Here is a 23,055-nt window from a genome sequence, read left to right on the forward strand (position 1 = left end):
CAGGATTGGCAGTACGCAGGCGGTAACGAGGTGGACAGTTGGACATCAACGAACAGCAGAACGGGGCAGATTGGCCTCTCGGGCACGGCTGTTCAGTGGCATCAGCTCACCGGTGTCCTGGCTGATCTGGAAGACATAGCCCCGCGCCTGGTCCGCAAAAGCGGCGGCTGGGCGGCTGATGTCCGACGTGCTGAGCAGTATCAACCGTCGCCCCTCGGCTGCCGCGATTCCGTTCAACCTCTGCAGCATGGGCGTCGACAGGCGTGAGCTACCCTTCCTCCACTCGATCCAGAAACGGTCGGATCGGAACACTGAGTCGCCCAGGCCCCTTGAGACGTCGCCGAACCCCCGCTCCGTCAACTGCGCGACAACGGCCTCCACCAACGCGGTGGGCGAAAGCTGAAATGAAGAGGTCACGGCGTTTTCCTCAACCTGTTCGCGGCACTCGGTCTCGGGTCGCCCGTACTCAGCCGCGTCGCCGCAGTGGAGCTCGTGAGCAACGAAGTCGGCGAGCCGAGAGAGTGCAATTCGGTCGCGCGGAACCCCCGGTTCCGAGCTGCTCACCTGCCCACTGACCCAGGCGCCCAGGTCGACGCGCCGCCAGACGCCCTCGTGGCCGTACCGGACGTCCACAAGCCACCCGAGGGCGGGCTTCAAGGAGACGCGCACGTCCATGTCGTCCGTCCGCGCGTCGAGAAACCGGCCCTCCCCGTGCTGGATGATCTCCACGTCAAAGCTTACGATCCCGCTTCTCAAGGCACGGTATCGGTTACCTGCCATCACGCGGTCTACGGTTACACGACGCGCAGCGAGGAGATCCGCCAGCTCGGTGAGTTCCGATGTTCCTGGTTCGTTCCAGCACCATGGTGAGGGCAGCGGTTCTCTGCGTTCAGCAGCCACAGCACAGGCGTGGAGAGCGTCCACCAGCGTCTCGTCAGAGGTGCCCTGAAGCGGCCACACGAGGAGGTTCCCGTGCAACACGTCCATGCCGTCGACGACCGCCCACACTTGTGTGTAACGCTCGCGTACGACAGCGAGAGCTACCCCTCTGTCCGTCTCATCAGCAAGAGTGATTTTCAGGACGTTCTTGCCGTCCAGGATGTTCGCCCGTGACGCCCACATCGGATGGCGCTCCACCAGCAGGCCGTGCAAGCTCTGGAACTTCAGGTACCACGACATTGCACTGACCATGTCGCTCGTCGGAAAGCCCATCAGTTGCTCCAGTCCCCCTCGTTGACCTCGATCAGCCCGGCCATACCTGCGCCAACCGCACACGTTACCGGTCCAGGCGACGCGCTTGGTCACCTGGTGATCGCCTCCCCGCCGGACTCCGTTCCCTCATCCTCGCGCCTTCACGAAACGGGGCCGGCCCTTCGGCAGGGCAGGTCTGCGGAGTGAGGATCGCCGCGTACGCCGCATGAGCCAGGATGCTTTGGGTTCCGGCAGGTAGGCCGAGCCGGTTCCAGTGGAAGATGATGTGGTAGGCGATGACCTCCCGGAGTCCGCGGTAGAGGGTGCCGTCCTGGGCCGCCATGCCGAGCTCGCGGCCCGCCTGGCGGAATGACGCGACCCAGTCCTCGGCGGAGGCCAGGCCCTCACCGGGGTGCAGCATCGGGCTGGTGGAACTGGTGTCGGCAACCATGAGCTTCAGCAGGTCACCGGACATGGCGCTGATCTTGTCCGGGGTGGCGTTGCCGGGCAGGGGTCGCTGCTGGGTGATGCGGTGCCAGACGTCTGCTTGCTCGTACCACTCCAGGCCTGCGGCACGCATCAGCGTGGCGCACAGCAGAATCGACACCTCGCGGCGCCCGAGCGGCGCACCGCCGGTCAGCGCCCGGTGCAGGACGGTGCGGCTGTCGGCGTGGAACAGGTCGTGGGCGATCGCCATGCCGGTGTCACCACCGAAGGCCGCGGCCTCGGGTTCGTAGATTCCGGGCCACCAGCGGTGGAGCTCACCGCCGACGACAAGGCGGTCGAGTACGAGGGACACACGGTCCGGCACGGGGGCGGCTTCCGGGGTCAGTAGCCGAAGCCGCCAGCAGGGGTTCTTACGAATGAACCACCAGTGACTGATCTGGGCGGAGCTCTGGACGGCGTCGAGGGTCGGCAGCAGTTGGCGGGCGGCGGTCTGCTCGGCTGCTCCCCAGTCGGCGAACTGGAGGTACAGGTGTCGCCATGCAGGTTGGCTCTGGGCGGCCAGCGCTTCGCGGCCAGCGTTCCGGTAGACCGTGACAGCGGCGGTCAGGTCGGCCGGCTCCATCCCCGTGCGGGCGGCGACGGTGTGGATGTCGGCGCCGGAGAGGAGGTCCAGGACTGCCCGGGTTGTGGCGTCGAGGGCGGTGGGGCGGTTCAGTTGATCAGCAGACATGCGTCCCATCCCGAGGTCGGTGCCGCTTCGGTCGCGGCGGTGGTCAGCGCGAGGGCGGTACCCGCCTCGCCTTGGAGCAGCCCGGCGCCGCGTCCAGGGGTGGACTGGGCGTGGCGGGCCAGGGCATCCGCCAGGGAGGGCAGGGCGGCGCGCACACCGGTTCCGGCCGCGTCGTGGGCGGCACGCCACGCGGTCTGGTAGACGCCCGCCCAGCCGTGGCACAGGCCGGGATCGGTCAGCCGGGCGGTCTGAACGGGGTCGTTCAGGCAGGCGACGAGGGCGTGTTCGGCGGAGTGCTGGTTGCCCGGGTCGCCGGTGGCGATGGCGGCGAGTTGGCACGCGCGGGCGAGGCCGGGGGTCCCGTAGCACCAGCTCGGCCGGGCGGGGGCGGGCTGGAGAGTTCTTCCCGTGCGCAGTTCCGGCAGGGTGATGTGCTCCGGCCACCAGGGGCCAGCGGGACCGTTCTGCTGCCAGGAGTCCAGCCACGTGAGGATGGTGGCGATGGCCTCGGTGTGGCCCTCCACCGTGATCCCTTGCCGCATCGCCTGCGCGAGCAGCATCAGGGGGCCGGCGATCCCATGCGCCGTGCCGAAGTTGGCGTGGCCACCGGCGAATTCGGTGGAGTACTTCAGGTTGGGGTCGTGATCGACCCACCATCCGGGCAGCGTCGTTCCGTCATCCCCGCGTAGGGGCCAGGTCAGGGTGACGAGGTAGTCGAGGATGCGGCCCAGGGCGTTGCAGCCGGGGTCGCGGCGTAGAAGGTAGGCGCCGATGCCGGTCAGGCCGTAGAAGAGGTCGTACTCGCGGAAGGCGGGGCGCCGCCCCGTGCGGCGGCGTGCCTCGGCGGCGGTGATGCGGCGGTGGGCGCCGGCGTTCACATGCCGGTCGATGGCGGCCAGCGCGTTGCGGTACCGGGGCGAGTCGGGGCTGAGTGCGGTGTGCAGCATGAACGCCGCGGCGGGCGCCCCGAGGTACAGGCCTGTGACGTCGGAGGCGCTGATGTCGGCGGTGACGGCGTGCTTGATCCAGGTGTGGGCCTGGTGCCAGGTCGCCCGCCCGGTGTGGGCGCGTTCGATGTGGAGCAGTGCGATTCCGGCGGCACCTGTGGCCAGACATTGTGATGTCCAGGGTTCGGGTACGGGGGCGGGGATGGCCAGACGGCCGGCCAAGTCGTCCGCGAGGGTGAACAGGTCAGTTGGTGTGGGCACGGTGGGCTCCCGAGCTGCGGACCATGTGGCGCTGGGCGCAGGCTCGTACCAGCCGGCCGGTGATCCGTTCGCGGTCGGGGTCGACGGGCAGAGCCCGGATGTGGTGCTCGTGCAGGAGGGATCGCAGCACGGTGTGCGGGTCGCGCTGCTGGGCTAGTTGCTCCCGATAGGCGGCCAGGGCGGCGGCGCGGTTCTGCCATGTGGTGGCGATGGCGTGGCCGCCGGGCCGGGACCGCAGTGCGGTGCGGGCGGGGTCCGCCAGGGCGAGCGCGTTGTTCAGCAGGGCCCGGTCCAGAGGCCCGTGTTCCCGGGGCAGGTTGTGGGTCAGCCAGCCCGCGGCTCGGTCGGCATCGCCGGTGAAGGACTCCGCGAGCTCGAACATGCTCGCCGCGGCCAGGGCTTGAGCGGTGCTCCTGTCGTCGGGTGCCGCGCGGATCTGCGCCATGCAGGCAGCGGAATCCGCGGCGAAGACCGTGTGAGCGGCGTCCATCGCGGGCCCGTGGCCGTAGCGGCCGGTCTGCGGCTGGTAGGTGCACAGCTCCAGTTGGGCGGCCAGGTGCTGCTGGTGCAAATGGGCGGCCCAGTCGTGGACGTGGGCGGCGGCCTGCCTGTAGGAGTCAGCATCGGGCAGCGTCAGGTAGAGCTCCAGGTACGGGGCGGAGTCCGGTCGGCTCGTGTCGCGGTGGCGGCGGAACCACCATGCCGGCGCAGGGTCGAACCGCCGGAGCAGGCTGTCCAGATGACCGGTCAGGATCTCGTCGACCCGCATGGGGTGGACGTGGAGTCGGGCGTGCAGGACGGTTGACCGGCCCGGCAGCAGGGGCTCGGTGGTGACAGGGCCGTGGGTGAGGTCGGGCGGCTCGGTTCGCTGGGCGGCGGAGTCGTCCAGGGCGAGGGGGATCAGCAGCTCGTGCGGGCGTCCGATCCAGGCACGCTCGTCCTGGTGGACCGTCTCACGCAGCTCGATGCGGCGGGTGCTGTCCAGCCGGGTCCGCAGCAGTGCTCGGTGCATCTGCTGCCCCAGGTCGATGGGGAGTTGCTGGTCGTACTCCACGACTGCGACGCGGTCGGGCACCCGGAGCAGGTCCCGCCACTGGTCCAGGGCCTTCTCCCAGTCGGCCATCGGGGCGGTGTGAGCAGGCAGCTCCGCGGCGGTGATCAGCCACCGGGCGGGGGCCAGAATCGTCTTCTTGTAGCGGACGCGAGGCAGGTACGGCAGGCGTGCGGCGGCCCCGAAGGCGAATGCCTTGTACACGGCGCACCGTGCTGTGGTGATCTCCGCCAGGAATCGAGCGAGCGGTGGCGTGTGGATTCCGGCCTCCAGGGCGTGGGGGACGCGGGGCTCGATGCGGCGGCCGGTCGACATCTGCACGAGGTAGAACTGCCGGGCGTCGGCGGTGACCGCCAGGTCTTCCAGCGGGATCACACCTGGGCCGGGCTCATGGTGCTCGCCGAGGGGGATGACGTGCGGCAGGAGCCGCATCGTGCGGGCGACGTTCTCATTGCGGCGGCGGCGCGGGGCGAACGAGAGCTGCGCCGGGATCGCCTCGGGCGCGGTGATCGCGTAACCGGCGGTGAGCCGGTCCTGGGCGTCCGGGGGCAACAGGTGGGCGAACCGTCCGAACATGCTGCTGCCCGGCCTGGGCATGCCCGTGATCCGGAGCCGGTAGTCGCCCCGACGGACGGCCTCCGCAGAGGCGGCGTGGATCTCGACCGCGACCTCCGCCCGGGGGATGGGCAGGATGTGTTCGGAGTCGCCGGCTGCGAGTTCCTCGACTGTTCTGCGGGTGAGGACGATCTCCCGGCGACCATCGAGCATCGCCTGGTGGAGGAGTGCGATGAGCTTCTCGTCCCGCTCGGTCAGCAGGCGCGGTGCGCGCCGGCGATCGGCGCCGGTGTAGTCGGCGGGCAGCCCGAGTCCGCTGTCAGCCACCAGGTCCAGTACGGGCACCAGCGCCCCCACGCCGTACCGGGCGCGGAACCGCCGGTGGTAGTCCTGCCACTGCGGATAGCCGTACGGGTGCGGTGTCAGCCGGTACATGACGCCGACGGCTTCGGCCGCCTCGCACAGCACGTCCTCGGGCACCTGGAGATCGCAGTCCAGGACGGTGTCCACCAGCAGCGGCACCGGCGCGACATCGCTGAGGCGGCGCATGTCCCGGGTGAGGGTGGTTCCGGGCGCCCACGGTGTGGCGGTGTCCGGGTTGTCCATGGCCTCACGGAACGCGTGAAGCTGCCTGGCAAGATTGCCGATGCCCGGAATGCTGCTTGCGTCGGCCTTCTCCAGTTGAGCGGATACGTGGGTGAGCGTGTCGACGCAGGTCATCGGGGGCCACAGATTGCTGATCAGGACGTGCCGGGACAGTAAGTCGGCGAGCAGGGCCTTGAGTTGTCGGGGGCGCGCTGCGGGGAACTGTTCGGCCAGGTGGCGCAGCAGCACGTCGTACGGAACCGGGGATCTGGCGGCGTCGAGCACGGTGGCCACGGGACGGGTGCGGCGAACCGACATCTCTACCGGGGCGAGGAGTACGTCACGCCCGGTGGACGGCAGGCCGGGCACCACGTGCCGGTCACCGCGTGAGTGGCCCGTGTTGTTGGCGACGACCGTGAGCCGCTCGATCAAAGCAAGGCTTCGTTCGAGACGGAGGATGATGTCGGTCATCCAGTCGGCGTCGGGGCGCAGCACGGTGCGCTGCCCGGTGCCCCACGCCAGGTGCATGCCGGGCCCGGTCCGGGCCGGGGCGACTCCGGCAAACGCCCCGAAAGGCGTGGGTCGGTTGTTCCAACGCAGCAGATACGAGGCCACGGACAGCACGGCCCGGCGTACCCGGCGCTCCTCGGGTTCCGCGTCCGCGAGGATCGCGTCGATCTGGCGGCACAGGACGGGGCTGGCGGCGGCCAGTGCGGCGGGAACCCACTCGTCCCGCCATACGGTGGCCAGCCACTTCGCTCCGGCGGTGGCACTGTCCGCGCCGTACAGATCAAGGTCGGCCAGGGGTATGGGATGTGCGGCGGTGGAAGCACGCAGCAGCGTGCCGGGCTGCCACTGGTATCGGATGGGTGAGCCTGGGGCCACGAGGCATTCCTCCTTCTTCGCGCCGGGAAGCGCGGACGGTGTCGCCGGGGGCGACGGCTTGTCGATGGCTGTCGCCCCCGGCGGTCAGGCAGCCGTCAGGCCGGGTCGTCCGTGAAGGAATTGCAGGCGCTGGCGCCGTTGGCGCACGTGTTTCCGCAGCCGTCGCTGGTGGCGCAGCTGAACTTGCCGGTGGGGTGCTCAGCGATGACGATGTGCACGTCCAGCGCGAACTCGTCGTCGAGCAGGTCGGTGGTCGGCGGCTCGTCCAGCGCGGTGGCCGGGTCGAGCAGTGCGGTGTTGGTCATGGGATCGCTCTCCCTGTCGTTTGGTGCGTGTCGTTTGGTGTCGGTCGTGGTGGTGCGTGACGCCTGGCCTGGGCCGTCTCTTATGCGGTAGGCCAGGAGATCGAGATGCGGCTGTGCTTCTTGTCGATGACCCGGTCGCCGGGAATCCGGTCATCGGGGGTGCCGGCCGGGTGGACGGTCAGTCGCGGATCGGGGCCGCCCCGGTACTGCTTGGCCCACGTGCGCAACAAGTCGCGGATCTGCTCGGCGATCTTGTCCCGGTCCGGCCCGAAGGCGTGGATGCCGTACTCGACGTTCTTGTCGTCGGGAGTGCGGCGCACCAGCAGGTAGGCGAAGTTCGGTCCGTCCACCGCGGCCATCGAGAACCGGGGGTTGTTGGGCTCGACGACGCCGGTGTCCAGGTCTGGATCGACAGCCATGGTGCAGAACCCCGGCAGCATCGTCGCCAGGTACAGCTGAAGGCCGCCGATCAGTTCGGCCCGCCCGACGGTGACCCCGGTCCACACCTCGGCGCGCGGGGGGATCAGCACACCGTTCAACAGCGACGGATCGGCCGGCAGGGCCTCATCGAAGCGCAGCGCGATCTCCTCGTTGCCGCGCAGCAGAAGCGTCTCCTGCCGGTGGGCACCGTCACCCTGCATCGGGACGAACCCGCACACGTGCGCGCCGGTGCTGACCAGGTGATCACCCTCGCGGACGAAGCGGTACGTGCGGGTCAGGCTGTTGATGCGCAGCGGGACGACGAGCCGACCGCCTTCGTTCAGCTGGGCGATCCAGGCGGGGGGAATGTCCCATGCCCCGGCCGTCACCAGGATGGCGTCGAAGGGGGCGCGATCGGGGACACCGTGCTCGGCGTCACCGACGAGAACCCGCACGCCGGTGTAGCCAGTGGCGTCCAGGAACCGCTGGGCCCGGTCGGCGGGGGCGGGGTCGATGTCAACGGTGGTGATCTGCCCCGTGGGCCCGGCCAGTTCCGCGATGTAGGCGGCGTTCGGACCGTTCGTTCCGATCTCCAGCACGCGGTCACCGGGCTGGATGTCAGCCTGTTCCAGCTGCATGGCCTGGATCTGCGGAGCGGATACCGAACTCGTGTGGATGCCGTGCTCGTCCTGCTTGGTGACCACGGGTTCATAGACGCTGTACGCCTTCTCGACCGGGACCTCGGGGACGGCGATGTGCCGGGGGACCTTCCGCAGAGCGGCCTCCACCCTCGCGGAGGTGATCGTGCCATCCGCGACGAGCTGGTCCACGGTCTTGTTCCGCAGTTCTTCCGCCCGGTTTTCGTCGCGTAGTTCGCTCATGGACTCGTACTCCTTGTGATGTGTGGTGCCGATCGGGGGACGGTGATGATGTCCGGGTTGGCTCTTCTCCGCTCGTTCGTTGGCCGGAGGCTCTCCTCGGATGCCCAGGGGCCCGCGGGCAATGGGATCGCTGAAACTCGGGGGAGCTTTGGACGAGTAGTGCCGTGTACGAGCCGTGGTGGTGACAAGCGCGGCCAAGAAGTGGTCGCCGTAGCCGGGGAAGTGGCCGAGTCGCCTTGGACGGGCACCGTGTCCGGTGGCTGTATCGGGAAGTCAGCCCCTGGTCTGCCGGAGGTCGCGCACAGGAAGGTCCCCCTCTGGGAAGAGGTGAGAGACGACGGACTACCGGGCGGCGCCAGGATGCACCACACCCGTTTGCCCCGGCCGTCCTCAGCTGCCCGGTAGCCCCAGCAGCTGGCAAGTGCCCGGACCATGAGCAGTCCCCGCCCGCTGCTGTCGTCATCGGCAGCGCGGCGCACATGCGGGAGCTTCGGCGACGGGTCGTCCACTGCGATCAGCAGCCGGCTGTTCGTCTGCTCGACGCTCAGCACCACGGTCTCATCCGGGCCGGAGCAGCCGTGCCGCACCGCGTTGGCGATCAGCTCCTGCGCCACCAAGGACGCGTCGTCGAGGAGCGGGCAGACCCATCGGCTCAGGTGGGTCTCCATCAGGCGCCGGGCTGCTGAGACTTGGTGCAGCTCGGCCGGGATCGTGATGGCGAAGCGGCGGATACACGGAAAGGAGGTCATCTTCAGTACTCCCGTGCCTGGGATCGGCTCACTTCAGGAACCCGAAAGCACCGGCCGGCGACCGTGCCCGCCTGTGGCGGCACAGTGAGTACTGCGGTGCGATCAATCAGCGGTGCCATCGAAGTGTCCGATCGTCGGTGGCCGCGTACTGGGATGTGCGGCTCAACGTGGCACGTAGCTTCGGCAACGGCAGGGCGTAGCTCAACCGGCGCGGGCGTCGGAACCGACGCCAAGGAGACGGGAGTTCCCTCATCCGGCCGAAAAACCGACGGAAAGCGTCGGATACTCCGGGAACGATGGTGCTTACTGACCTGAACAGCCACTGCGGAGGGAGGCGGATCGTGGGTCGGATGACGGGCCGACATGGTGTCGCGTGCGCACGGACCATACGAGAGCGGGCGGCTGAGGAAGGGTGGACGGTCGTTGAGACCGCGCAAGCGATCCGTGACCACTGCGGTCTGTCCAAGCTCCGTGCGAACCGCCTCGCCCGGGGGCTCACGTTGAACCAGGCCGGCGGAGAACTCCGGGACCTGGCCCTCCAGATGAGCCCGGAGGGCCCGAAGGCGGACGAGGACCAACTGCGGCTGTGGGAAACCGGCGCACGCGCTCCCCGGGCGGAAGCCGTCGCGCTGCTGTGCCGCTACTACGGCGCCACGCCCTACGAGCTCGGGCTCGGGCACTCCGACGACTTGGCGGACGAAGGCGAACCGCCCGCGCGGCACACGGCTCGGACGCATGCATCCAGCTCCGGGATCGCCATGAAACGCGACCCCCTCTTCCAAGACATCGACGCCGCTCGGCGCTCGGTGGACCGCGCCCTGGCCGCGGGCACCGTCGCCCCCGGCCAGATGGACTTGCTGGAGGAGCAGCTCCTGCTGGTCCGGCACGAGTACGTCTTCACGCCGCCCGCCCAGATGATGAACAAGCTGCTCCGCATCCTCCGGGAGGCCAAGGATCTGTTGGAAGACCGGCAGCCAGCCTCGGTGACGGTGCGGCTCACGGAGATCACGGCCGTGGTGTCCACACTGATCGCGGACGCCCTGATGAAGCTCGGCGAAATCGACGACGCACGCATCTGGTACGCCACCGCCCGGCACGCTTCCGACGAGAGCGGCAACGCCGAGCTGCGGGCCCGTGTGCGCGCTCAGGCGGCGATGCTCGGCTACTACTACGGACCTGTGCAATCGGCCGTCACCCTGGCACGGGAGGCCCGCATCATGACGCGCGGCAAGCCCTCCCCCACCGCCGCCTTCGCGGTCGCCGCAGAGGCACGCGCGCTCGCGCTGCAGGGCAACCGGAGCGAGGCCGCCGCCAGAGTCAGGGACGCCCGTGGCATCTTCGACCAGCTAGCCCCACAGAGCGACGATGACGCGTTCGCCTTTCCGCTGCGACGGTTCCTGCTCTACCTCAGCGGCACGTTCACCGCGTCAGGACACGTCTCGGAAGCCCGTCGGGTCCAGGAAGAAGCCCTGTCTCTCTACCCCACTCGCGCGGGCATCGACCCGGCCCTGCTGCGCCTGGAGGCCGCGATCTGCCTGGCACGCGACCGCAGCGCCACCGAAGCGTGCCAACTCGCGACTGCGGCGTACCTCCAGGTTCCCGAGGAGCACCGCACCCCCATTCTCAGCGCACGCGCACGGCATGTGATCGACCAGCTCCCAGGTGCCAACCGGCGGGTCACAGCGGCGAGAGAACTGGGAGAACTCCTCCAATTCCCCAGCAGCCACATGTGACAGAACAACCTGTCGTCCCTCAGCCTGATCTCATGACATCGGTCAATACCATCGGCGGCTTCCAGCCGGCACACATGGATGAAGTCCTGCGGCGCGCCTGCGCCGTCGCCGGCCTCGATGCCACCGACGCCCGTGTCTTGCGTGGACACACAAACGCAGTGGTTCTCCTCGACAGAGAACCGGTGGTGGTGAAGATTGCCCGACGCGGCAGCCCACAGACCGATGCCCTCAGGACGGTGCGCTTCGTGCGATGGCTGATGGAACAGGACTTCCCCACGGCCCCCCTCCACCCGATCGCGGCCGAGCAACCCGTGGTCGTGGACGGTCACGCCGTCACCTTCTGGACCCACCTGCCCCAGCCGCCACACCCCGTCCAGGCGGAACAGCTCGCAGCTCCGCTGTACGCCCTCCACAACCTCGGCACCCCGCCGGTCGAGCTCCCCGAGCGGGACAACGTCACCGCCATCAGGTCTTCGATCACCCGCATCACCGACGTGCCCACCCCGCTCATCGACGCACTGTCCGCACGAGTGGACAAGCACGCGGAAGAGCTGCCCGGCGTGCAGTTCCTGCATCCCAAGACCGCCATCCAAGGGGACCCGCAGCACCGCAATGCCCTGCACCACGGCAACAGCGCCGTCCTGTGCGACTGGGACACGGTCGCCTGGGGACACCGGGAATGGGACCTCGTCACCATCGAGATCCACTGCAGGCGCTTCGGCTACGGAACCGAGCACTACCGCGACTTCGCCAAGTCCTACGGGCACGACGTCACGACATGGGAGGGATACCCGACGCTCCGCGACCTGCGCGAGCTCCGCATGATCACCACAAACGCCCGGAAGATCTCACACGCGCCGGAAAGCCGTGCCGAGGTCATACGCCGCATCGAGGGCCTGATCGAAGAGAACACCGATCTTCGGTGGAACATCCTGTGAAGCACGACGCCGTCCGGGACAGGCATGGCGCCGGCCACGGACCCCGGGTCGGCACACGTTCGCGCCCCCTCGCAATGACTTCCCGTCCAGCGCCATCGTTCAGCGCGATCCACCCGTAATCCAGCCGGCGTACCGATAGCCACGGATGGCGACAGGTGACGAGCCGTCAGCCCATCCAGCCGGGATCCGGCCGCGGGCACGCGAACGGGGTCGGCCCCCATATGGGCCGACCCCGTTTGACCTGCGAGTCGCTAAATCGTCCAATCCGCAGTATGGCGGGGCCTACACGTTGAAGCGGAACTCGACGACGTCGCCGTCCTGCATGACGTAGTCCTTGCCCTCCATGCGGGCCTTGCCCCGGGCGCGGGCCTCGGCGACGGAGCCCGCGTCGACCAGGTCGTCGAAGGAGATGACCTCCGCCTTGATGAATCCCTTCTGGAAGTCGGTGTGGATCACACCGGCCGCCTCGGGGGCGGTGGCGCCCTTCGGGATCGTCCAGGCCCGGGCCTCCTTGGGGCCGGCCGTGAGGTAGGTCTGCAGGCCCAGGGTCTCGAAGCCCGCGCGGGCGAGGGTCGCCAGGCCCGGCTCTTCCTGGCCGACGGACTGCAGCAGCTCCAGGGCCTCCTCGTCGTCCAGCTCGCCGAGGTCGGACTCCAGCTTGGCGTTGAGGAAGACCGCCTCGGCCGGGGCGACCAGCGCGCGCTGCTCCTCCTTGAACGCCTCGTCGGCCAGCTCGTCCTCGTCCACGTTGAAGACGTACAGGAAGGGCTTGACGGTCAGCAGGTGCAGCTCGTACAGCGGCTCGGCACGCTCGCTGCCCTGAGCGATCCCGGCGGAGAACAGGGTACGGCCGTCCTCCAGGATGGCCTTGGCCTCCTCGACCGCCTTGACCACCGGCTGCTTGTCCTTCTTGACCCGGGCCTCCTTCTGGAGCCGGGGCAGCACCTTCTCGATGGTCTGGAGATCGGCGAGGATCAGCTCGGTGTCGATCGTCTCGATGTCGCTCTTGGGCGAGATCCGGCCGTCGACGTGCACGACGTTCTCGTCCTGGAAGGCCCGGATGACCTGGCAGATCGCGTCGGACTCGCGGATGTTCGCCAGGAACTTGTTGCCCAGCCCCTCGCCCTCGCTGGCGCCCCGCACGATGCCGGCGATGTCCACGAAGTCCACCGTGGCAGGGAGCACCCGCTGCGAGCCGAAGATCTCGGCGAGCCTGTCCAGACGCGGGTCGGGCACCCCGACCACGCCGATGTTGGGCTCGATGGTGGCGAACGGATAGTTGGCCGCCAGCACGTCGTTCTTGGTCAGGGCGTTGAAGAGCGTCGACTTGCCGACATTCGGCAGGCCGACGATTCCGATCGTGAGCGACACGTAGGACTTCCCGGGGACGTGAGGGGCGGTGGTGGCGGTCAGCGGTCCAGTCTAAGCGTCCGGGGACACCTGGCGTGTCCCTCGCCCGCCGCGACCATGATCGCGGCATCGTTGGACCTTGTGCCCCACCGTACGCAACCGGCTCCCCGGACCCGTCCGGCGCCCGCCGCGCCGCCCTCCGGCTGCCTCCCCCGCCGCTCCTCCCGGCCTGCCCGGCGCCCGCTGCCGCGCGCCCGGCTGACCGGCCTGGGCTGCGGGGTGCTCGCCTGCGCCGTGATGGTGACCGCGGGGCTCGCCGGCCGCTGGGCGGACACCGGGCCGGTCCTGGCCGGTGCGCTCTTTCTCCTCGCGGCCGTCGCCGCGGCCGTGTGGGTCCGGCCCGCCGACCTGCTCTGCGCCCCGGTCGCCGCGCCCCTGGCCTTCGCCCTGGGCCTGGCCGTGGAGACCGGGCCGTCCCGGTTCCCGGCCGAGCTGGCTCTGCGCGCCCCCTGGCTCTACGCCGGGACCCTCGCCGCCGCTGCGGCCGTGCTGGTCAGGGCGGCGCTGCGGGCCCGCCGACGGCAGCGGGCAGGCAGCCCGGTGCGCTGACGCCCCGCCCGCCGGAGGTGCCGCGCGGCGGACGGGGCGCTCGTCGCGGATGTCAGGCGCGGACCTTCTCGGCGGCCTCGGCGCGCAGGTCGCGCCGCAGCTCCTTGGGGAGGGAGAACTGGATGTGCTCCTCCATCGGGCGGACCACCTCCACGTCGGACCAGCCGCGCTCGGCCAGCCATTCCAGGACGCCCTCGACCAGGATGTCCGGCACCGAGGCCCCGGAGGACAGGCCGATGGTGCTCACACCCTCCAGCCAGGACTCGTCGATCTCCGAGGCGTTGTCGACCAGGTATCCGGCCTTCGCTCCCGCGCCCAGGGCGACCTCGACCATCCTGGCGGAGTTGGAGGAGTTCTTCGAGCCGACGACGAGCACCAGGTCGGACTCCGCCGCGATCTGCTTGATGGCGGTCTGCCGGTTCTGCGTGGCGTAGCAGATGTCGTCGCTGGGCGGGCTGATGAGCTTGGGGAAGCGCTGCTGGAGCGCCTCGACGGTCTCCATCGTCTCGTCCACCGACAGCGTGGTCTGGGAGAGCCAGACGACCTTCTCCGGGTCGCGCACCTCGACGCCGTCCACGCCCTCCGGGCCGTCCACCAGCTGGATGTGGTCGGGGGCCTCGCCGCTGGTGCCGATCACCTCTTCGTGGCCCTCGTGGCCGATCAGGAGGATGTCGTAGTCGTCCTTGGCGAACCGGACGGCCTCCTTGTGGACCTTGGTGACCAGCGGGCAGGTCGCGTCGATGGTGGCGAGCTTGCCGCGCTCGGCCTCCTCGTGCACCACGGGGGCGACCCCGTGCGCGGAGAAGATGACGATCTCGCCCTCGGGGACCTCTTCGGTCTCCTCGACGAAGATGGCGCCCTTCTTCTCCAGGCTCTGCACGACGTACTTGTTGTGCACGATCTCGTGCCGCACATAGATCGGGGCCCCGTACTGCTCCAGGGCCTGTTCCACGGCGATCACGGCCCGGTCCACCCCGGCGCAGTAGCCCCGGGGGGCGGCGAGCAGGACCCGGCGGGCGTTCGAAGCACTCATGGCGTCCATCGTACGGGCGTACCGGCGCCCGGCCGGACAGGTGCCGGGCCGCGGGCGGGGCGCACCCGGCGTCCGGTGCGCGGGCGCGAGGACGGGTGTCGGCGGGCGGCGTTAGCGTTGCCCCCATGGCTGCGCAGACGTCTCCGGAGGCTCCGATTCCCGTCGGAGAGGTGTCCCGGCTCATCGGGGGGTGGATCGACCGGCTCGGCGCGGTCTGGGTGGAGGGGCAGATCACCCAGCTCTCGCGGCGTCCGGGGGCCGGCGTGGTGTTCCTGACGCTCCGGGACCCCTCGCGGGACATCTCGCTGACGGTCACCTGCTTCCGGGCGGTCTTCGACCGGGTGGCCGACGTGGTGGGCGAGGGCGCGCGGGTGGTGGTGCACGGCAAGCCGGAGTGGTACGCGCCGCGCGGCCAGCTGTCGCTGCGCGCCGCGGAGATCCGGGCGGTGGGGGTGGGTGAGCTGCTGGCGCGGCTGGAGCAGCTGAAGCGGTCGCTGGCCGCCGAGGGCCTGTTCGCTCCGGAGCGCAAGCGTCGGCTGCCGTTCCTGCCGCAGTGCGTGGGCCTGGTGACGGGCCGGGCGTCGGCCGCCGAGCGGGACGTGCTGGAGAACGCCCGGCTGCGCTGGCCGGCGGTGCGCTTCGCGGTGCGCAACGTGGCGGTGCAGGGGGTGCACGCGGTTCCGCAGGTGATCGCGGCGGTGCGGGAGCTGGACGCGGATCCGGCGGTGGACGTCATCATCGTGGCGCGCGGCGGGGGCAGCGTGGAGGATCTGCTGCCGTTCTCCGACGAGGAGCTGGTGCGGACGGTGGCGGCGTGCACCACGCCGGTGGTCTCGGCGATCGGGCACGAGCCGGACGCGCCGCTGCTGGATCTGGTGGCCGATGTGCGGGCGTCCACGCCGACGGACGCGGCGAAGCGGACGGTGCCGGATGTCGGGGAGGAGCTGGCCCGGGTGGGTCAGCTGCGGGAGCGGGCCCGCTGGGTGCTGGAGTCGTTCATGGACCGCGAGGAGCGGGGCCTGGCGGCCGCGCGGAGCCGTCCGGTGCTGGCGGACCCGTACGGGATGGTGGAGCGGCGCTCGGAGGAGCTGGCGGCGCTGACGGGGCGCTGCCGCCGGGTGCTGGGGCATCTGCTGGAGCGGGCCGAGGCCGATCTGGTGCACACCCGGGCCCGGGTGGTCGCGCTGTCCCCGGCGCAGACGCTGCGCCGCGGGTACGCGGTGCTGCAGCGGGCCGACGGCCGGGCGGTGCGGTCGGCGGACGAGGTGGCGCCGGGCGAGGAGCTGGACGCCCGGGTCGCGGAGGGCGGATTCCGGGTGACTGTCACCGAGCGTGCGTAGGGTGGCCCGCATGACCGAAACCGACACCGATGCGGCGCTGAGCTACGAGCAGGCGCGCGACGAGCTGATCGATGTGGTCCGGCGGCTGGAGAACGGCGGGATCACGCTGGAGGAGTCGCTGGCGCTGTGGGAGCGCGGCGAGGAGCTGGCGCGGATCTGCGAGCGCTGGCTGCAGGGGGCCCGGGAGCGGCTGGACGCGGCGCTGGCCGGGGAGGACGCGGAGGCGGTCCGTGCCGGGGCCGCCTCGGAGGCGGACGGGGAGGGACCGGCGGCAGCCGGTTGATGTGCGGCCGGAGGGGCACCTAGGCTTGTCGTAGAACGTTCAACCATACGAGAGGTCCTCATGCCCTTCGCCCTCGACGACGCCGCCCTGGACCTGCTCTTCCGCGAGGCCCACACCCCGAAGACGTTCACCGGCGAGCCGGTGGGCGAGGACGCCATCCGCGCGGTCTACGACCTGATCAAGCTGGCCCCGACCGCGTTCAACCAGTCGCCCCTGCGGCTGACGCTGCTGCGGTCCCCCGAGGCCAGGCAGCGGCTGCTCCCGCACATGTCGCCGGGCAACCAGGCCAAGACGGCCACCGCGCCGATGACGGTCATCCTCTCGGTGGACCTGGAGTTCCACCGGAAGCTGCCCACGCTCTTCCCCGCGGTGCCCGGACTCAAGGACGGCGCGTTCGCCGAGCCGGCGGCCCGGGAGCGCTCGGGCGGCATGAACGCCACGCTCCAGGCGGGCTACTTCCTGCTGGGCCTGCGGGCCGCCGGGCTGGCCGCCGGCCCCATGACCGGGTTCGACGCCGAGGGGATCAACAAGGAGTTCTTCGGCGACGGCAGCCAGAGGGTGCTGCTGGTGGTCAACGCGGGCAAGCCCGGCCCGGACGCCTACCGCCCGCGCGGCCCGCGGCTGTCCTTCGAGGAAGCGGCCGTCACCCTCTGAGCGCCTGCGGGAAGGCGCGGCGGCCCGGGGGCCGCGGGCGGGCGGGCGGAGTGCCGTCAGTCCGCCGGGACGGCCCCGGGGCGCGGAGCCAGCGCGGCGGCCAGGTGCTCCAGCCTCTCGAAGGGAGCGGTCCCCGTGACCACCGTGGTCACGTCCGGGGACCGGAGCACCAGGGCGTCGTACTTGGGCCCCTCGTGGTAGGCCCACTCCTCGCCCGCGATCCGCACGGTCTCCCCGGTGGCCTCGGCCTCGTGGGTCACGGCCGCGACGAACGCGTCGGCGGGACCGTCGGCCTGGTGGACCGAGGCGTACTCGTTGTCCGGGTCCATGAAGCCGACCCGCCAGGTGGCGCCGTGCTCCCCCTGGTGGCGGTAGCGCACCGAGGTGGCCCGCCACTCCTCGGACAGCCCCTCGGGCGCGAGCAGTTCGTAGGGCGCCGCCCGCGACGCCGTGACCGCCTCGACCTCGTACTGGACGGGCCGCACCGGGTCCTGATCGGGATCGTTGGGGAGGAAGAGGAAGATGAAGAAGGCGCCCGCGCAGACCACCGCCATGGACAGCAGCATGTCCCGGACGCTCTTGGCGGCCTGCTTGGACCTCGTCACCGGCGCACTTCCCGCCGCATCGCTCTCACGTGCCACGCACCCATGGTCCCGCATCCGCGGGCGGGCCCCGCAGCCACCCCCGCCTCCGGCGGAACATCCGCACCACCACCGGCCCTTCCGGACGTGGCGGAACGAATCGGGGCGCTCATCCGTAGGCCGACATGCTCACTTGTATCAACGCCCGATAGAGTCGTGAGCACCCTCATTCCACGGCCCCGCCGTGCAGAAAGGTGCGAACCGATGACCGACAACCATCTTCCGCCCGCACTCGAGGTCAGCCCCGAAGCACCCGACCGGAACCTCGCCCTGGAGCTCGTCCGGGTCACCGAAGCCGGCGCGATGGCCTCCGGACGGTGGGTCGGCCGCGGCGACAAGAACGGCGCCGACGGCGCCGCGGTCCGGGCGATGCGCACTCTTGTCTCCACTGTCTCGATGAACGGCGTGGTCGTCATCGGCGAGGGCGAGAAGGACGAGGCGCCGATGCTCTACAACGGCGAACGGGTCGGGGACGGCTCGGGCGCCGAGTGCGACGTGGCGGTGGACCCGGTGGAGGGCACCACCCTCACCGCCAAGGGCATGTCCAACGCCGTCTCCGTGCTCGCCGTCGCCGAGCGCGGCTCGATGTTCGACCCGAGCGCCGTGTTCTACATGAACAAGCTGGCCACCGGGCCGGAAGCGGCCGAGTTCGTGGACATCGACGCGCCCCCCGCGGTGAACGTGCGCCGCGTAGCCAAGGCCAAGGGCGGCACCCCGGAGGACGTGACGGTGGTCATCCTGGACCGCCCGCGCCACGAGGACCTCGTGCGGGAGGTCCGCGAGAGCGGCGCGCGCATCAAGTTCATCCAGGACGGCGACGTGGCCGGGGCCATCATGAGCGCGCGCGAGGAGGCCGGGGTCGACCTGCTGCTGGGCATCGGCGGCACCCCCGAAGGCATCATCGCGGCGTGCGCCATCAAGTGCCTGGGCGGCACCATCCAGGGCAAGCTGTGGCCCAAGGACGAGGCCGAGCGGCGCGCCGCGCTCGATGCCGGGCACGACCTCGACCGGGTGCTGCACACCGACGACCTGGTCCGGGGCGAGAACGTCTTCTTCGTCGCAACCGGCATCACCGACGGCGACCTGCTGCGGGGTGTCCGCTACCGCGGCGACACCGCTACCACGCAGTCGCTGGTGATGCGTTCGCGTTCGGGCACCATCCGGCGGATCGACTCCCAGCACCGGCTGGCCAAGCTCCGGGCCTACAGCGCGGTGGACTTCGACCGCGGCACGTGACCTCCGCGCGGCCACCGGTGGGGCGGGCAGCCGCCGCACCGGTGGTTCCCACGGGACAGGACCGGGAGCGCCCGGCTCAGGCGATCCGGGTCACGTCCCGCTGGGCGGTGGCCTCGGCGGCCTCCCGGCGGCGCCGGCGGCTGAGCACCACCCGGCGCTCCGCGGCCGTGAGCCCGCCCCAGACCCCGTAGGGCTCCGGTTGGAGGAGGGCGTGCTCCCGGCACTCCACGAGCACCGGGCACCGCGAGCACACCGACTTCGCGGCTTGCTCCCGGGAAAGGCGGGAGGCGGTGGGCTCCTGGGAGGGAGCGAAGAACAACCCGGCCTCATCCCGTCGGCACGCGGCCTCCGCGTGCCAGGGACCCGCGAGATCCTGCGGTGAGCGCTGTACGGGGACGGCTGTGGACCACTGAGGCTCCTGTGGCGGTTGCAGCACGGTCAAACTCCTGACGACGGCTACGGTGTCGCTCTGCTCGGCTGTAGGACCCTCACCCGTCTCGCTCTGCACCGCGATGCTCATCATCCCACCTGCGGCCATACGAGTGATGGTCCACGGAGGCCTACCCGCTGTACGCACGCTTATGCACACGGTGTTGGCCCACTCGCGCCTCGCCCCCCGGAGCGTCAGCCCTCGCGCAGGTTCTTCACCCGTTTGCCGGGGACCGGCCTTGCGTCCACCCCGCCGCAGACAGCCACCCCTCTGACGATCACCACGGGGGCGTCCGGGTCCGTGGCCTCGGTCTCCCCCACGTCGAATCCGCCGAGAATTCCGCTGCCCGCACCGCGCAGCGCCACGTTCTCCGGCACGGTGATGTCCACTCCGCCGCACAGCGCCAGCACGGTGACGACGACCTGCGGCTGCTCGAAGACCGCCTCGGTGAGGTCGAGGTCCACCCCGCCGCAGAACGCCACCACATTGATCGCACCGCCGACCCGGCGGCGCCCCCGCCGGGTGGCACCCCCGAGTACCGCGATCACGTTCTGCGACCGCGCCCCGGGGCCTGCCGCCGGGCCGGCCGCGGGCCCCGGCCCGGGCCTGGGTACCGCGCCCTGGCCCGCCGGAAGATCCCGGATCAGGCGGTCGAGCTCCGCGAGGGTCTTCGCCCGGTAGACCGCGTCGACGCGTTCCGCGTGCTCCTCGGCGTCGAGCCGGCCCTCGGCCAGCGCCTGCCCGAGGAGGTCCGCGATCCGGTCGCGGTCCGCGTCGGAGGCCCGGACGGGCTGCGCCGGGCGGGGCGGGGTGGACTTCTCCAGCGCCACGGAGGGCGCGCGCTCAGCACTCACGCGGCCAGCCTACCCAATCGCGATACATCGCGAACAGGGGTGTGGAACGGACAGACGTCACGCCGCACGCCGTCCCCCGCGCCACGGAGCCGGCCCCGCGCGCTCCTGTCGGCCCGTCGCGCCTCTGTGCGCCGGAGCGGGCCGGCGCCGGCGAGCCCCGCGCCACGGTGGTCAGGACTGCGCCGGCGCCGACGGGGCCGGACACGCCACCTCGAACCAGACGAGCTTGCCGGTGCCCAGCCGGGTCGCCCCCCAGCGGCGTGCCAGCCGCTGCACCAGGTACAGGCCGCGTCCGCCCTCGTCGGCAGGACCGGCCTGCCTCATCCGGGGCAGCTGCGGCACGTCGTCGCCGACCTCGCAGCGCACCACATCGGTGCGCAGCAGCCGCAGCGTCACCGGACGCTCGGCATACCGCACGGCATTGGTGACCACCTCGCTGACCAGGAGCTCCACCGACTCCTCGATCTCCCCCAGGTCCCAGTCCGCCAGCATGGCGCGCACCAGCCTGCGCGCCTCGCGCACCGACTCCGCGCGCGGTTCGAGCTCGGTGACCGCCACGTCCTGGGGAGCGATGCCCTCGAAGCGCGCGGCGAGCAGGGCGATGTCGTCGTCCCGGTCCCCCGGGCCCACGATGTCCAGCACCTCGTCGCACAGCGGCTCCAGCGGGGCCGCGGCATCGGGCCTGGTCAGCCGGACCGTCTCGGTCAGCTTCTCCCGCAGGTGCTCCACGCCGGCCCAGATGTCCCGGGTCCGGGACTCCACCAGGCCGTCGGTGTACAGCACGAGCGTGGCGCCGGCCGGTGCGTCGAACTCCACGGTCTCGAAGTCGACGCCGCCGACGCCGATCGGAGCGTTCGGCGGCAGCTGCACGAGGTCCGTGCTGCTGTCCGGATACAGCAGCACGGGCGGCGGGTGGCCGGCGTTCGCCGCGGTGATGCGGTGGGCGACCGGGTCGTACACCGCGTACAGGCAGGTCGCCATGCGGTCCTGGCCCAGCCGCTGGGCCTGCTCGTCCAGGTGGTGCAGGACCTCCTGCGGGGGAAGGTCGAGTCCGGCCAGGGTCTGCACGGTCGTCCGGAGCTGCCCCATGATCGCGGCGGAGGTGGTCGAGTGGCCCATCACGTCGCCCACCACCAGGGCCACCCGGCTGCCGGGCAGCGGGATCGCGTCGTACCAGTCCCCGCCGACCCGGGCGGACTGCGCCGCGGGCAGATACCGGCTGGCCAGCCGCACACCGGTGGGCTGCGGCAGCTCATCGGGCAGCATGGTGCGCTGCAGTTCGTCGGCGATCGACGCCTCGCGGTCGTACAGGATCGCCTTGTCCACGCCCAGTGCCGAGTGGGTGGCCAGCTGCGCGGCCACCTGGAGGTCCTCCTCGCCGAACGGCTCACGCTCCGGCCTGCGCAGGAAGACGGCCGCCCCTATCACCCGACGCCGCCCGCGCAGCGGCGCCAGCACCGCCCGGCGGCTCTCCGGCAGCAGCTCGCTCCCGGACAGTTCGCGCAGCGCGGCGCGCGGCACACCCGAATCGGTGAAGACGGGCCGCACGCCCCGCAGCACCTCCGCCAGCGGGCCGTTGCCGCGCACCGTGCAGGAGCCCAGCGGGGCCGACCCGGCCGGCAGCGGGAAGGACCGGGGCCGTGCGCCACCGGTCCCCTCGCCGCCGGGCACCAGCGCGACCGGGATGCGGTCGGTGCGGCGGAGCTTGAGAACCTGCGGACTCACCGGCTGCTCGTCGCCGATCAGCAGGGGCTCGCTCAGGTAGACCAGGATCGCGTCGGAGAAGGTGGGCACGCTGGCCCGGCACAGACCCAGGACGGTCTCGTCCAGGTCGATGCCGCGGGCGATGCGCCGGGTCGCCGAGCCCACGAAGCGCAGCCGTTCGCCCTCGAGCGAGCCGAATTCCGCCCCGGAAGGTCTGTGCCGGGCGCTTCTCTCAGGCGGGCCACCGGGCCGGACCGGTTCGTGTGCCGCGGGGCCCTGCTCGGGGCGGGCATGCGGAATCGCCGAGCCGTCGGTGTGCGCGGTGGCGTCCGCCGTACGAGCCACGGGTGGTGGTGGGGTCGGGTCCGTCACGAGGGGATGTCCGTCCATCCGAGCGGGGAACTGGCATGCGGTGTCGGCGGGTTGCGCCGTGATGCGATGGTCGTGGAGCACGATCCTACGGTTGGCACCCGCGCCGGGGCACCCCTCCACGGCTTACCGGGCCCCATCAGCCCGTTCCCGGGCGCCGCGGCGCCCGCGCCCCGGCGCCCGGCACCGCGTGCCGCGCGCGGACGGGACGGTGCCAGTCGGCCGGCAGCCGGGGGACCGCCCAGCCGGGATCGGGCCGCCAGGACGGCCAGTCCTCGGAGAACGGACGGCCCCAGGCATCCACCAGCCGGGCGGCCTCCTCCCCCGCTTCCCGGATGCGCCGGGCCTGGTCGTCACCGAGCAGCCCGGCCCGCCGCGCCTGGTCGAACTCGTCCTCGTCGTGCCACCGGCGGCTGCGGTCCGGATAGACGGACAGATCGAGGAAGTGGTCCTCGGAGTCCACACCGCCCGGCCAGCGCACCCGGGGCTCCTCGAGGTTGACGTACCAGTTCCGGAAGCGCCAGCCCGGCTCCCAGAACAGCCACACCGACCACGGCTCGCCGGGACGGGCGAGCTTCAGCACCCCGGCCCCGCTCCAGCGGCTCACCACCGTGGTGCGCGGCTTGGTGTACCTGGTCGCCAGCGGCTCGGCGTGCACCGGGGTGCCGTCCGCGAGCTCCGGCCGGACGCACTCGGTGCCCGGCGCCATCCACACGGCCAGCAGGTCGTCGCTGTCGCGGACGACGGTGACGGGACGGCAGATGTGCACCTCACCGGTGCCGTTCGCCCGGTACCGCCACAGAATGTGTTCCCCGGGCCGCCAGCGTCCGGGCGCCCGGGCCGCGGCACCCTTCTCGGAGTTCGTCGGCATATG

The 23,055-nt window shown here is 71.1% G+C and carries 21 protein-coding genes; 7 read left to right on the forward strand and 14 right to left on the reverse strand.

Annotation, left to right across the window (positions count from 1 at the left end):
• Nucleotides 1–45: 45 nt before the first annotated feature.
• The 7 genes from ABD299_RS06775 to ABD299_RS25110 all read right to left on the reverse strand — a co-directional run bounded on the left by ABD299_RS06775 (nucleotide 46) and on the right by ABD299_RS25110 (nucleotide 9,007).
• The gene (locus ABD299_RS06775) at nucleotides 46–1,179 is read right to left on the reverse strand and encodes a hypothetical protein (RefSeq protein WP_344259592.1); all 1,134 of its coding nucleotides are present in this window, start codon (nucleotides 1,177–1,179) and stop codon (nucleotides 46–48) included.
• 97 nt (nucleotides 1,180–1,276) lie between these two features.
• Nucleotides 1,277–2,368 (reverse strand): thiopeptide-type bacteriocin biosynthesis protein, encoded by a 1,092-nt coding sequence (locus tag ABD299_RS06780; RefSeq protein WP_344259593.1) that lies wholly within the window; start codon nucleotides 2,366–2,368, stop codon nucleotides 1,277–1,279.
• On the reverse strand, nucleotides 2,350–3,576 hold the full coding sequence (locus tag ABD299_RS06785; RefSeq protein ID WP_344259594.1) for a lanthionine synthetase C family protein: 1,227 nt from the start codon (nucleotides 3,574–3,576) through the stop codon (nucleotides 2,350–2,352). The genes ABD299_RS06780 and ABD299_RS06785 overlap by 19 nt, the downstream gene beginning before the upstream one ends.
• Nucleotides 3,560–6,652, reverse strand: coding sequence for a lantibiotic dehydratase (locus ABD299_RS06790; RefSeq protein ID WP_344259595.1), 3,093 nt, complete (start codon nucleotides 6,650–6,652; stop codon nucleotides 3,560–3,562). Before ABD299_RS06790 ends, ABD299_RS06785 begins: the two co-directional genes overlap by 17 nt.
• A 95-nt stretch (nucleotides 6,653–6,747) precedes the next feature.
• Entirely contained in the window at nucleotides 6,748–6,957 is a 210-nt protein-coding gene (locus ABD299_RS06795) for an FxLD family lanthipeptide (protein ID WP_344259596.1), read from the reverse strand.
• An 80-nt stretch (nucleotides 6,958–7,037) separates the two neighbouring features.
• Nucleotides 7,038–8,258 (reverse strand): methyltransferase, FxLD system, encoded by a 1,221-nt coding sequence (gene fxlM, locus ABD299_RS06800; RefSeq protein ID WP_344259597.1) that lies wholly within the window; start codon nucleotides 8,256–8,258, stop codon nucleotides 7,038–7,040.
• Entirely contained in the window at nucleotides 8,255–9,007 is a 753-nt protein-coding gene (locus ABD299_RS25110) for an ATP-binding protein (RefSeq protein ID WP_425581267.1), read from the reverse strand. Before ABD299_RS25110 ends, fxlM begins: the two co-directional genes overlap by 4 nt.
• A gap of 350 nt (nucleotides 9,008–9,357) precedes the next feature.
• Between ABD299_RS25110 and ABD299_RS06805 the strand changes: the two genes are divergently transcribed.
• Nucleotides 9,358–10,740 (forward strand): NsdA family TPR-like regulatory protein, encoded by a 1,383-nt coding sequence (locus ABD299_RS06805; protein WP_344259598.1) that lies wholly within the window; start codon nucleotides 9,358–9,360, stop codon nucleotides 10,738–10,740.
• A 32-nt stretch (nucleotides 10,741–10,772) separates the two neighbouring features.
• On the forward strand, nucleotides 10,773–11,678 hold the full coding sequence (locus ABD299_RS06810; RefSeq protein WP_344259599.1) for a phosphotransferase family protein: 906 nt from the start codon (nucleotides 10,773–10,775) through the stop codon (nucleotides 11,676–11,678).
• Nucleotides 11,679–11,960: 282 nt separating this feature from the next.
• Here the strand turns inward: ABD299_RS06810 and ychF are convergent, their stop codons facing one another.
• Nucleotides 11,961–13,049 (reverse strand): redox-regulated ATPase YchF, encoded by a 1,089-nt coding sequence (gene ychF / locus ABD299_RS06815; RefSeq protein ID WP_344259600.1) that lies wholly within the window; start codon nucleotides 13,047–13,049, stop codon nucleotides 11,961–11,963.
• A gap of 120 nt (nucleotides 13,050–13,169) precedes the next feature.
• Between ychF and ABD299_RS06820 the strand changes: the two genes are divergently transcribed.
• Nucleotides 13,170–13,637, forward strand: coding sequence for a DUF6542 domain-containing protein (locus ABD299_RS06820; protein WP_344259601.1), 468 nt, complete (start codon nucleotides 13,170–13,172; stop codon nucleotides 13,635–13,637).
• A 52-nt stretch (nucleotides 13,638–13,689) separates the two neighbouring features.
• Here ABD299_RS06820 and ABD299_RS06825 read toward each other — a convergent pair whose 3' ends face one another.
• The gene (locus ABD299_RS06825) at nucleotides 13,690–14,679 is read right to left on the reverse strand and encodes a 4-hydroxy-3-methylbut-2-enyl diphosphate reductase (protein WP_344259602.1); all 990 of its coding nucleotides are present in this window, start codon (nucleotides 14,677–14,679) and stop codon (nucleotides 13,690–13,692) included.
• A 116-nt stretch (nucleotides 14,680–14,795) separates the two neighbouring features.
• Between ABD299_RS06825 and xseA the strand changes: the two genes are divergently transcribed.
• Genes xseA through ABD299_RS06840 form a run of 3 tightly spaced genes read left to right on the forward strand, consistent with a single transcriptional unit; the run spans nucleotide 14,796 to nucleotide 16,947 of the window.
• On the forward strand, nucleotides 14,796–16,010 hold the full coding sequence (xseA, locus tag ABD299_RS06830; protein WP_344259603.1) for an exodeoxyribonuclease VII large subunit: 1,215 nt from the start codon (nucleotides 14,796–14,798) through the stop codon (nucleotides 16,008–16,010).
• 10 nt (nucleotides 16,011–16,020) lie between these two features.
• Nucleotides 16,021–16,293 carry an exodeoxyribonuclease VII small subunit gene (locus tag ABD299_RS06835; protein WP_344259604.1) on the forward strand — a complete coding sequence of 91 codons (273 nt, stop codon included), beginning with the start codon at nucleotides 16,021–16,023 and terminating at the stop codon, nucleotides 16,291–16,293.
• Between the two features lie 60 nt (nucleotides 16,294–16,353).
• Nucleotides 16,354–16,947, forward strand: coding sequence for a malonic semialdehyde reductase (locus ABD299_RS06840; protein WP_344259605.1), 594 nt, complete (start codon nucleotides 16,354–16,356; stop codon nucleotides 16,945–16,947).
• 56 nt (nucleotides 16,948–17,003) lie between these two features.
• Here ABD299_RS06840 and ABD299_RS06845 read toward each other — a convergent pair whose 3' ends face one another.
• Complete coding sequence (locus ABD299_RS06845; RefSeq protein WP_344259606.1) at nucleotides 17,004–17,552, reverse strand: DUF4245 domain-containing protein; 549 nt, start codon at nucleotides 17,550–17,552, stop codon at nucleotides 17,004–17,006.
• Nucleotides 17,553–17,792: 240 nt separating this feature from the next.
• On the opposite strand from ABD299_RS06845, the gene glpX reads away from it, so the two are divergent.
• Nucleotides 17,793–18,824 (forward strand): class II fructose-bisphosphatase, encoded by a 1,032-nt coding sequence (gene glpX / locus ABD299_RS06850; RefSeq protein WP_344259607.1) that lies wholly within the window; start codon nucleotides 17,793–17,795, stop codon nucleotides 18,822–18,824.
• Nucleotides 18,825–18,900: 76 nt separating this feature from the next.
• Here glpX and ABD299_RS06855 read toward each other — a convergent pair whose 3' ends face one another.
• The 4 genes from ABD299_RS06855 to fomD all read right to left on the reverse strand — a co-directional run bounded on the left by ABD299_RS06855 (nucleotide 18,901) and on the right by fomD (nucleotide 23,052).
• Nucleotides 18,901–19,260 (reverse strand): WhiB family transcriptional regulator, encoded by a 360-nt coding sequence (locus tag ABD299_RS06855; RefSeq protein ID WP_344259608.1) that lies wholly within the window; start codon nucleotides 19,258–19,260, stop codon nucleotides 18,901–18,903.
• Nucleotides 19,261–19,448: 188 nt separating this feature from the next.
• Nucleotides 19,449–20,108: a DUF1707 SHOCT-like domain-containing protein gene (locus ABD299_RS06860; RefSeq protein WP_344259609.1), complete on the reverse strand. Its 660-nt coding sequence runs from the start codon at nucleotides 20,106–20,108 to the stop codon at nucleotides 19,449–19,451.
• Between the two features lie 171 nt (nucleotides 20,109–20,279).
• The gene (locus ABD299_RS06865) at nucleotides 20,280–22,202 is read right to left on the reverse strand and encodes an ATP-binding SpoIIE family protein phosphatase (RefSeq protein ID WP_344259610.1); all 1,923 of its coding nucleotides are present in this window, start codon (nucleotides 22,200–22,202) and stop codon (nucleotides 20,280–20,282) included.
• A gap of 118 nt (nucleotides 22,203–22,320) precedes the next feature.
• Nucleotides 22,321–23,052, reverse strand: coding sequence for a cytidylyl-2-hydroxypropylphosphonate hydrolase (gene fomD / locus ABD299_RS06870; RefSeq protein ID WP_344259611.1), 732 nt, complete (start codon nucleotides 23,050–23,052; stop codon nucleotides 22,321–22,323).
• Nucleotides 23,053–23,055 lie beyond the last annotated feature (3 nt).

This window comes from Streptomyces sodiiphilus (genome assembly GCF_039529215.1).
GTDB classification, from domain to species: Bacteria; Actinomycetota; Actinomycetes; order Streptomycetales; family Streptomycetaceae; genus Streptomyces; species Streptomyces sodiiphilus.

Coding starts and splice junctions, on each gene's coding strand:
- ABD299_RS06795 (WP_344259596.1), bottom strand. CDS start 6,957: ATGACCAACACCGCACTGCTCGACCCGGCCACCGCGCTGGACGAGCCG.
- fomD (WP_344259611.1), bottom strand. CDS start 23,052: ATGCCGACGAACTCCGAGAAGGGTGCCGCGGCCCGGGCGCCCGGACGC.
- fxlM (WP_344259597.1), bottom strand. CDS start 8,258: ATGAGCGAACTACGCGACGAAAACCGGGCGGAAGAACTGCGGAACAAG.
- ABD299_RS25110 (WP_425581267.1), bottom strand. CDS start 9,007: ATGACCTCCTTTCCGTGTATCCGCCGCTTCGCCATCACGATCCCGGCC.
- ABD299_RS06865 (WP_344259610.1), bottom strand. CDS start 22,202: ATGGACGGACATCCCCTCGTGACGGACCCGACCCCACCACCACCCGTG.
- ABD299_RS06810 (WP_344259599.1), top strand. CDS start 10,773: ATGACATCGGTCAATACCATCGGCGGCTTCCAGCCGGCACACATGGAT.
- ABD299_RS06805 (WP_344259598.1), top strand. CDS start 9,358: ATGACGGGCCGACATGGTGTCGCGTGCGCACGGACCATACGAGAGCGG.
- ABD299_RS06825 (WP_344259602.1), bottom strand. CDS start 14,679: ATGGACGCCATGAGTGCTTCGAACGCCCGCCGGGTCCTGCTCGCCGCC.
- ABD299_RS06835 (WP_344259604.1), top strand. CDS start 16,021: ATGACCGAAACCGACACCGATGCGGCGCTGAGCTACGAGCAGGCGCGC.
- ABD299_RS06780 (WP_344259593.1), bottom strand. CDS start 2,368: ATGTCTGCTGATCAACTGAACCGCCCCACCGCCCTCGACGCCACAACC.
- ABD299_RS06775 (WP_344259592.1), bottom strand. CDS start 1,179: ATGTCGTGGTACCTGAAGTTCCAGAGCTTGCACGGCCTGCTGGTGGAG.
- xseA (WP_344259603.1), top strand. CDS start 14,796: ATGGCTGCGCAGACGTCTCCGGAGGCTCCGATTCCCGTCGGAGAGGTG.
- ABD299_RS06840 (WP_344259605.1), top strand. CDS start 16,354: ATGCCCTTCGCCCTCGACGACGCCGCCCTGGACCTGCTCTTCCGCGAG.
- glpX (WP_344259607.1), top strand. CDS start 17,793: ATGACCGACAACCATCTTCCGCCCGCACTCGAGGTCAGCCCCGAAGCA.